This window comes from Inquilinus sp. OTU3971, assembly GCF_038440215.1.
This window is the reverse complement of the sequence record NZ_JASATH010000259.1, coordinates 1-9,009: the sequence shown is the minus strand read 5'-3', so window position 1 is coordinate 9,009 and position 9,009 is coordinate 1. Positions and strand designations below refer to the sequence as shown.

The following is a 9,009-nucleotide window of genomic DNA, read 5'->3' as shown; positions in this document are numbered from 1 at the left end:
CGAGTCAATATGAGCTGGCGTTAAAGCGCTCGCTGTTTCCCGAAACTGCAAGAACCGACCGCTTCGCAGCCCTTGGCGAGGATCTTGCTTCAGGGAAGTATGGAAAGGTCTCGCCAAGCCTACGGAGGCGAGTATTGCTGCGAGCAGCCCGCAGCGCAGCTGTGCGCGGCGTGATAGATGCCGCTGACCGGTTCCTCGCCGCAGCGGTCGAGCTGTCCGGCCCAGACAGTGATATTCTCGCTCGCGCCCGCCTTGCTGAGGCCCGCGGCGATATAGATGGCGCGCTTCTTCTGCTACGCGACCGCAGGGATGCCGACAGCCGCTCCACGCTTCTCAACATTCTCTTTCGCCACCGAGGTGCAGATGCTGCGCTGCAGTGGTTCAACGAAAACGGGATGAGCGTTGCCGACCTTACGGCCAATGGCTTGCATAGCCTTTCGCTCATTCACCTCCAAGCGGACAGGACCGAGGCTGCGCGCGACGCACTGGCGGCAGCTTCAGAAGCGATAATCGAGGAAGCGCCGTATTTTTTGCTGCTGAGGGGAACAGTGCGCCTAGCCTGTCTCTTGCCGAAGCCGGATCAAGCACTGCCTCTGCAAGGACTGCCGTTGGATGTGCGGTCTGCGCGCGTTATCGTCTCGGAAACGGTCGCCACCGAGCAGCTTGAGCTTGCAATCACCGATCTCACGCGACTCCAACCCATTGCAAGACATCTTCAACTCCAACAAGCAAGCCGGATTGCAGTCGCCTACTTGCTGTGGTGCCAACTTCTCCATCCACACCGTAAAGCGCGAGCCGTGGCACAACTGTGCGCCGATATGTCTTCGCCCGAGACTGCACTCGATAAACTGCAGTTCGCATTCGTATTTATAAAGGACTTCGACTCGTCGCCTGTTGCCCAATATCTTGCGCGCCGTGAGCAGCTAGGGGGGTTAGCCGACGATGAGTTGCGAGCCGCGCTCGTCCTGCGCATGCACGGTGACGATCCTAAGGCAGTGGCGGCTCTTATTGCTAGACATCGTGAAGCTCTCGAAGCCACATTCGGAAGATCGGGAGTGCTGTCGCTCGAAATACAGGCGCTGATCCTAGCTGGTGACGTTGCCACGGCATCGGTTATTATTGACCAAAATCGTGCACTTTTCGATCATGCCTTCGTTTCCGGACTTGAGGCAGAAATTGCAAACGCGAAGGGGGGCTGACCCTGTACAAGAGTACTTGCGAGTTTTTGAGGAGACGGGGAGAACTGAAGCACTGCGGGCGTTGGTTCGAGAACTGAGCCGAAAAAATGATCATGGCGCGCTTGCGCGCTATGCTGAGGAACTTTATCGCCACACAAACGATCCTCAGGACATCGCACTCGCCGCCGAGGCCTCTCACAATGCGGGCGACCACGCGAATTTTGTTCGTGTCGTCGAGGCGCATGCGTTCCTCCTTGTTCAGTATCCAAGCATAACGCGCGACTATGGCTGGGAGTTGTTTCGGCTGGGGAGGCTTGATGAAGCCGGTCGTCAAACCGAGTATCTGCGCGCGCATGCGCCCTCTAACCGTGCCCTACAGCTGGAAATCGCGATCGCGATAGAAACGGGCGAATGGGAGTTGCTGGCGCAACCATTGGCGGCTCACCTGGAAATGGCCGATCGCCTCAAAGGCACGACGCTGATTCGGGCAGCACAGACGGCACAGGCTTCAGGTCACGGGCCTATGATGGATTTGCTGAAAGCTGCGATTCAGAAGAGCGGTAGCGACCCAGAGGTTCTGCTGGGCGCCTATCTTCTGACCATTGACGAGGGCATTGAAGGTACACTCGCCGATGCGCAGGAATGGTTCCGCCGCGCGGTCGATCTCTCGGGCGAAGACGGACCGGTGAGGCGGTTCGAACTGAAAGAGCTGCTGAATCAGCAGTCCGACTGGAACCAGCAGAGCCGAACTGTCAATGACGGCATAGCGCGCGGTGATCTTCCTCTCGTCATCGCGGCGCCAAGCCTGCGCATGACACTCGTCGAAGCGATACTCGGAAATCTGGTGCGCAATGCCGTCTCGACCGATCCGCGACGGATGGCGGCGATCCCCCTGTTCAGCGGCCGGAGAGCCCCAGATCGTTTAGGCGAGGCCCGCCGCATCGCCATCGACGCCACCAGCTTGCTGGTGCTCGGCTGGCTCGGGCTACTTCCTAAAGTGCTTTCGTTCATGCCCGAGATTGTGTTGCCGGCGGGGGCGCTCCTTGAACTTTTCGAGGGCCGCCGCCGTATACGCAGTTTTCAGAAATCACGGTTGAAGCGAGCCACACAAATACGTGACGCAATCGCGGCGAGGCGAGTCAGCATTGCTCCCACACCAAGCCCTGGTTCGCGCTCCCTTGCGGATGAGATTGGCGTCGATCTGGCAGCGTTGGTGCATGCTGCTGATGCTGCCGGTGGTGTGGTCCTGCGACCTGCACCTGTTCACCGGATCGGCCTCGATATGGAAGACGCCGACATGTCGAGCCATGCAGCACTGCTGGCCGACATGCATGGCTTGCTGGAGGTCTTAGTCGATCTAGGAGGGCTCGACGAGGCAACTGAGGAGACCGCCAAAGGGTATTTTTTGGTTCAGGACCGGGGTTGGCCGATGGGGGGGCGCCCCGACGTCAAACGACCGCTGTTCATAGACGATCTCGCTCTCAACTACCTGCAAACGACGAACCTGTTTGATTCGGTGCTAGACCAGTTCTCCGAAGTCTACATCGAGGCCAGCGCAGAACGGGAAGCTACGACGCTTATCGAGCATGACCGGCACGTCGGTGATGTACTGCATGTGATTGATGAAATCCGCGCGGCGGTACGTAGCGCACACACCGCGGGCAAGATTATCTTCGGCCCGCGTCGTTCCGGTGGGGAGGATGATGAGAAGCGATCCGATCTATCGACTATTCACTTGCTGTATGACCTCTGTGATGCTGATGCCGTGGTTTTCGACGACAGAGCCCTGAACAAAGAGCCATTTGCGCAGGATCGAACCGGCTATCGTGCGCGTATCGTCACCTCGCTTGACCTTATCGAGGAGCTTTTCGCACGTGAGTTGGTGACGGAGGCCGAAAGGCGGACGGCTAGGCATCGCCTCCGCGTCGCCGGGGCGATGCTCATGCCGATTGATGCAGACGAGATCGCGAACGCAGTCCTGCGTAGTCGTAGGGACGCATCTCGTGAGTTTCGTGCGCTTAGGGAGAACCTAGATTTGGCGCGGATAGCCGACTTTCCACGCTTTCCAACAGAGGTTGCTTGGCTCGCAACCCTCGCGATCGAAACGAAGTCCGCCATCATGCAGATCTGGCAAAGGGAGGAAGACGCGGTGCGAGCAGCCGCCCTCTCGGATCTCGTCATGGAGTTGGCGCCCCAACCCGAAGCTTGGCTCGCATGTTGGACCGGGAATCCTCCTCCTGGTTGGGCAGGGGTCGTGAAGCGTATGATTCCCGGCAGACTTGCGATGCCATTTGAGCTTGGTGATATCCACGTATTAAACGCTTATCACCAGTGGTTGGAGTCGAAAATATTCGAGCCGATGAGACAGCTCTCTCCAGATTTTTATCGTGAAATCATTGATTTTATCCGATCTCTCATTCTGAATTCCGAAGACGCGGAGAACGAGGATGACGCAGCTATCTGAACTTGCTCGCATCAAGGCCGCCTTCGTCCTGGACCGGCTTTCTTCGCAAGTCAAATCTGATGTGCTTGCAGATGGTGCGATTGCCGGCCGCTTCGATCTCGAACTTGAGCACCCGATCCAGTTGGCGGACAATCTAGTTTGCCGGCGCGAGGATCTGTTTGCGGCCTTTGCCCGGACGGCTGACAAAGGGCGTTCCGTTGCCCTTCCAAAGATTCGCGGAGCCAGAATTTCTATATCTGACGATTACGCGGGTGTCGTTACGCTTGGCAGACGGCGGTGGCGTTTTCGGCATGCGGCCCTACTGACCACCATTGTCGAGCGACGCAGCCAAATTGTAGAAGTTCTGTTCGAACGAAATACTTTATTTCCCGCGGTGATCAAAGAAATACGCGCGCGAATTGGTAAAACCGATTTTGATCATACTGACTTCCATGACGTGACGTCCATACTGTCGTCATCACCGGAGAGCTTTGTTGAGAGACTGGAAGCTCGCGTGGCGGTCCAGCAGGTTGGCAAGCGTGATCTATTGCCGGAGGACGCCCGACATTGGGATAATTTGACGGCCCCTATTCTATCCTCCAGCAATTTTTCTGATTACCTAACGCACGAACTCATGATTGTGCGCCAAGACCGGCTTGCCGCGGAACCGCTTCGTGCCTTTCTGGCAACGTCATTAACATTCTCCTCCAGCGCATTGGTACCGCTCGGACTGCTGCGTTCCATCGACGTGGACTCACTGTGCTTAATGATCGATAAAAGTTTGTCGCTTGATGATCACTTTGCGCTGATCGGCGCATTTGAATTGTGCGCCGATGCTCTCGCTCGGGACAGCCGCTTCTCAGAACTCGGCGAGAGGGTGCTGGAACGTCTTTTCGGTGATATGAACCACCTGACTAGTACCTGCAGCATATTCGCCGCTGCGTTTATCATTGCAAGTGCTCATTTTTCCGAGCACCAATCTTTACGAGGGCGCCCGGTTTTCTGGCGACGACTCGCGGCTGCTGCGCATGCGTCACTGATAGTGCGCACCTGTGACCTCGAGAAAATTGAACCGGATAATCTAGTGGGGTGGGCCCTCCGGGTGGCTGGAAGGACTTACTTTGCGTCGGTGCTAGCCGAGATGGGAGACGAGCCACGCTGGCGGCCGGAATGGATATTCTCGAACTTCCTAATTGCAGACGCTGTCGGTCGAGTACGAAATGCCATTGCCTCAATTCTGGGAAAGGAGGTGCCCTACGCTTGGACCCAGCGGCTTGAGTCTGTCCTTGCCTGGATCAATGAGCAGAAAATTGGACCGGCGATGACATTTCCCTCCGTGCTGGAGGGCGTTCCACGGCCTGTCCAGGCCGATCTTTCAGTGGAAGGTCCGCTTACCAACGCCTACAAAGCATTTTTTGCGGATCCGACCCTCGACCATTTTCTCTTCATTGGTCAGCTTTTATATTCTTTTGGAGTTCCGCCGGAGATCGCACCAAAGATTGGCACAATCCTTGATCTCATTCGTTTGGATAAACGCTCGGTTGCCGATCCGCCTATCAATTCAGCGCTTGCACTCGCAGCAAGCATCACGGTCCAACTCAAGGATGTAGCTCTAGCGGACGCTGTCGCCGACCTATGCGTCGACAAGTGTAGCAGTGCAGACGAGGCCGCGATAGTCTTGGAATGCGTATTCCGTTTGATCGAGTGCGCTCAGGCCTATCCAGACAGAAAAGCGGCGCGAAATAGTCTCGTCCGATGGCTAGAAAGGCTAGCTTTTCGTATCCCGGCAGGAGTCGGCTCTGATCTCGCCGAGGCGCTACTATGCATAACGGAGATTAGGCCGGAGATGTCAGATCCTCTCTCAAAGGCGATGGCTGCGGCCAGGCTGGCTGGCGCACGCCTTCCGGCTATTTAGGAGGCCGATGCACAGATTGTTCGCCTGCGATGACAGTCGGATGCCAATGTCTGCAATTGGGGTGCTTCAGCCTGGCCACTACCTGGGACGGGCTACGATTCCGGCAGGCTTGGCGGCGTATGTCCCCTTCTAAGACGCCCCCGGCGACCGCTTTTGACGCATCTCTGCCGGCCTCGGTACGCTCTGTTTCCCTGCGAACAAGATCATCCCCGGAGGCTCGTCGAACGACGCCCGTCGCGCCTCGTCATGCCCCGGGTTGAGGCGTACCTCCACCGCCCCCAACGTCGGTGCCCTCACCGATTGTCCCCGCCCTCACCGCCCGCAGCCCCCTCGAACACCTCCCCGAACAGCGCCAGCATCATCGCCCATGACCGCCTGTCCGCGGCGGCATCGTAGCCGTAGCCGGGCCGGTTCAGCCGGTCGGCGTCGGGGTTGGTGTAGGCATGGCCGACCCCGCCGAACAGATGCAGCTGCCAGTCCGCCTGCTTTGCCTGCATCTCCGCCGCGAAGGCGGCCCTGTCCGCCGGCGGCACGTCGGGGTCCTGGTCGCCGATCATCATCAGCACCTTCGCCCGGATCGGCCGGTCCGGGCTTCCCGCGGGGCGCATCAGGCCCGGATGGAAGCCGACGGCGCAGCGCACGGGCGCCCCGCCGCGCGCCAGCTCGAGGGCGGTGATCCCGCCCTGGCAGAAGCCGATCGCGGCCGTCCGCTCCCGGTCCACGCCGGGCTGGGCCGTCAGCACGCCGAACCCGGCGTCCGCCCGGGCCAGCATCAGTCCCGGCGCGGACATCAGCGCGACATGGCGGCTCACCGCTTCCGGCAGCGCCAATCCCTCGGCGCCATACATGTCGAGCGCGAAGGCGGCATAGCCGAGCTCGGCCAGCCGCCGCGTCCGCGCCCGGATATGGTCGTTCAGCCCGAAGGCCTCATGCGCGACCAGGATTCCCGGCTTGGTCCGGTGCGGCGCGGCGTCGGCGAAATACCCCGTCAGCCTGGTCTCGTCGCAGTCATAGGCGATCGCCCGCGTTTCCATCGTCCCGTCTCCTCAGGCGCAGGCCGCCAGTCTAGGCCGTGAGCCCATGAAGACCAGAGGGTGGATCGCGGCCTGCCCGTTTCCTGCGGCCGGGCGGGGCAGGGCGTCGCCGCAGAGCGCTATTTCAGCGGCAGGAACAGCTCCGCCACCGCCTCGTGCTCCGGCACCTCCGGGAAGAAGCTCAGCCGCTGGCAATAGATCGGGAAGTCGCGGGCGTCCTCGCCGCTGGCCGGAAGCCAGTCGCGATACAGGAACAGCGCGGCGGGCTCCAGATTGTCGGTGTGGCCGACGACGCGCAGCACCGCGCAGCGTCCGCCGGGGATCTCGCCGGCCTTGATCGGCTCGTCCTTCGCCTCGATCGGCCGGTCGGTCCCGGCGCACAGGTCCACGCTGTAATCGGCCGGCGACGCCGGGCGCCGCTCGGACCGCCAGACGGTGAAGGTCGGGCTCGTCCTGGGGTGCAGGCCGGCGGCCTTGCGCCACGCGATGAACCGCTGGATGGTGGCGCCCAACGTCGCCGGGTCGCCCCGATGCTCCAGGATCGCCACCGGCATCGGCGGCACGTCGCGGATCGTCACGTCGCCGGCGGCAAAGGTCTTCTGCATCAGCTTGCTCCTCGCATCGTCGAGAGGCCCGAAGGCCGCAAGCCACGGCTCCCAGTCGGGAGACTTCCGGAACGACGACGGCGATTGCCCGAGCCGCTGGCGAAAGGCGCGGGCGAAGGCATCCGGCGCATCGTAGCCGGCATCCATCGCGATGTCCGTCACGCTCTGGGCGTCCCGGTAGGCCAGCCGGTATGAAGCGCGCTTCATGCGGGCGAGCTGGACATAGCGATGCACGGACAGCCCGAAGGTCGCCGTGAACTGCCGGTGGAAATGATACTTCGAATAGGCGGCGACGCCGCTCAGCGCGTCCAGGTCCAGATCCTCGTCCAGATGCCGGTCGATGTGATCCAGCACCCGCTGCATCCGGGCATGGTGGTTCCGAAGCGCCGCCTTCATCGTTCCGTCCTCCGTGGCAGCGCCAGTTCAGCGCAGGCCGGCACGGCACGCTCGGCGGATCTTGCGGTTTTGTCACGGGCCGCGAACGTCGCGGGGCGCCGCCCCTCGACATTCTGCGCTACCGGCCCCGGACGCCGCGGTGACGATGCCACCGTCCTGCGGTTCCGCTTGACTCTGAGTTCTTGTTTTGTTCTAATGCAGGGATGGTCGATCGTGGGATCAAGGCCCGGACTCCCTCTGCCGCTTCGCCGGCCACGGACGAGGCCGACCTCGCGATGCTGTCCCGCATGGCCGCTGTCGCCGAGGAGATGGCCGTGGGCTTCCAGGCCCGGGCCATGGCCGCCCTCAAGACCGACGATCTCGACCGCGCCGGGAAGGCCGAGGCCGGCTTCAGCAGCCTCTTCCGCGGCATCCGCCGCGCCATCGCGCTGAAGGCCAGGCTGCGCCAGCAGCGGGAGGAGGCGCGGCGCAAGGCTGAGGCCGGCACCGACCGGCGGCAGGACCGGAAGGACCGCCGGCGCCAGGCCGTCGCCGCGGGCCTGTCCCAGGCCATCGCCGTCGTCAAGCCCGAGGCCCGGGAACGGCTCACCGCCGATCTCTGGGAACGGCTGACCGAGAACGACCGCATCGATGCCGACCTCGCCGACACCGCCCTGCCGATCGCAACCCTGATCCGGCGCCTGGGCCGCCAGATCGGCCTCGCTGACAGCGCCATCGCCTATGGCCTCGACCCGGCCCTGGCCAAGCCCCGGGCCGATCGGGCCGCCGCCGGCCCGAAGCCATGGGACGAGGTCCCCGGCCAAGCCGCCCCTCCGCCCCCGCCGCCGCACAGATCCGACTTTACCCCCGGATCCTACCGCACCATCCCGGCCGCCGATCTCGGCCTGCCCGGGAACGAGATCTACAACCTCAACACCACCACCGGCGAGATCTTCGCCCCCGGCGGCAGGCTCTTCCGCAAGCTGCCGATGGATGACCGGCCGCCCGATCCCGGCGGCACCGGGCCTTCCGCAGCAGCCGGGCCGCCCGATCCCCCTCCGCCACCGGCCGAGCTCGATCCGGAGGAAGCCGAGTTCCAGCGCCAGGCCGCCTATGCCAAGCAGCATAGCAGCTTCACCCTGCTCAGGCCGCCCGCCCTGGCACGGCGCCTGGGATTGTCCGCGCATGACACGGCCGACGGCGGCCCCGCCCCCGGGAACCGGCGCGGAGCGGACAAGAGGCCGTGAGCACCGGACGCTGCGAGTCCGCCGTCAGGCGGCCTCGCCGGCTGCGTTTCCGATTCGGCGGCCATCGAGACGTCAAGGGGCGCAGCCCGAGCCTTTCAGGCTACCGCCACTCGACTCGATCTATGCCTTTAATCCTCCCCCTCCCCTTGCGGGAGGGGGGAGGGGGAGGGGTGGGGGGGGGGGGGGGGGGGGGGGGGGGGGGGGGGGGGGGG

6 protein-coding genes are annotated in these 9,009 nt (G+C 62.4%); 4 read left to right on the top strand and 2 right to left on the bottom strand.

Going from position 1 to position 9,009, the window contains the following annotated elements; all coding sequences use genetic code 11:
- The 3 genes from AAHM41_RS36735 to AAHM41_RS36725 all read left to right on the top strand — a co-directional run.
- Positions 1 to 1,199 (top strand): hypothetical protein (locus tag AAHM41_RS36735; RefSeq protein ID WP_342241594.1); only part of this gene is annotated, 1,199 nt, incomplete at its 5' end.
- Between the two features lie 61 nt (positions 1,200 to 1,260).
- Positions 1,261 to 3,642 (top strand): HTH domain-containing protein, encoded by a 2,382-nt coding sequence (locus AAHM41_RS36730; RefSeq protein WP_342241593.1) that lies wholly within the window; start codon positions 1,261 to 1,263, stop codon positions 3,640 to 3,642.
- Entirely contained in the window at positions 3,626 to 5,536 is a 1,911-nt protein-coding gene (locus AAHM41_RS36725; protein ID WP_342241592.1) for a hypothetical protein, read from the top strand. Before AAHM41_RS36730 ends, AAHM41_RS36725 begins: the two co-directional genes overlap by 17 nt.
- A gap of 293 nt (positions 5,537 to 5,829) precedes the next feature.
- Here the strand turns inward: AAHM41_RS36725 and AAHM41_RS36720 are convergent, their stop codons facing one another.
- Both AAHM41_RS36720 and AAHM41_RS36715 read right to left on the bottom strand, forming a co-directional pair.
- A complete protein-coding gene (locus AAHM41_RS36720) occupies positions 5,830 to 6,570 on the bottom strand; it encodes a dienelactone hydrolase family protein (RefSeq protein ID WP_342241591.1) in 741 nt (246 codons plus the stop codon).
- Positions 6,571 to 6,689: 119 nt separating this feature from the next.
- Entirely contained in the window at positions 6,690 to 7,571 is an 882-nt protein-coding gene (locus tag AAHM41_RS36715; protein WP_342241590.1) for an AraC family transcriptional regulator, read from the bottom strand.
- Between the two features lie 287 nt (positions 7,572 to 7,858).
- Here AAHM41_RS36715 and AAHM41_RS36710 point away from each other — a divergent pair, with 287 nt between their 5' ends.
- Positions 7,859 to 8,797, top strand: a complete 939-nt coding sequence (locus AAHM41_RS36710) for a hypothetical protein (protein ID WP_342241589.1) — start codon at positions 7,859 to 7,861, stop codon at positions 8,795 to 8,797.
- Positions 8,798 to 9,009: the final 212 nt, after the last annotated feature.